At 49.9% G+C, this 451-nt stretch carries 1 pseudogene; it reads left to right on the top strand.

Annotation, left to right across the window (positions count from 1 at the left end):
- Window positions 1–451 (top strand): annotated as a pseudogene (locus LG367_RS18445) (hypothetical protein); the annotation flags it as partial.

Raw genomic sequence — 451 nt, 5'->3', positions numbered from 1 at the left:
CCAAAGCGTGGCGATGGAAAAACCCTCAACGGCGAAAACAAGCCGACAGACACTGCACTGCTCGATGCTGCACAAGTTGAGTATGAAAAATCAGGAGTGGTGTCCCAGGTCGATGACAGTAAGCTGGGCAAGCCGTATTTCGATACGAACAATGTTTGGGGTGACAGTCAGATCGATCTGACTCAACGCATTGGTGCTGAAGTCCATTATGGCGTGGCCAAGACATGGGACTATTACAAGCAGCGTCATGATCGAAATGGTATTGCCAATGACGGCAAGGGCATTCGGGCGGTGGTGAATGTCGAGTCGCATTGGGGTGGTTATTCAGGTGCTTTCTGGTTGTCTGGTTTGAACAGCATGTTCCATCTCAATGGTTCTGCTGAATACGGGACGAATCCAGGTATCGCCCTTGAAACCATCGGTCATGAGATGACTCATGGTGTAACTGATG

Origin of the sequence: Luteimonas panaciterrae (assembly GCF_020511115.1) — a bacterium.
GTDB lineage: Bacteria > Pseudomonadota > Gammaproteobacteria > Xanthomonadales > Xanthomonadaceae > Luteimonas > Luteimonas panaciterrae.
The sequence above is the reverse complement of the archived record's forward strand: the minus strand, read 5'-3'. Positions and strand labels throughout refer to the sequence as shown.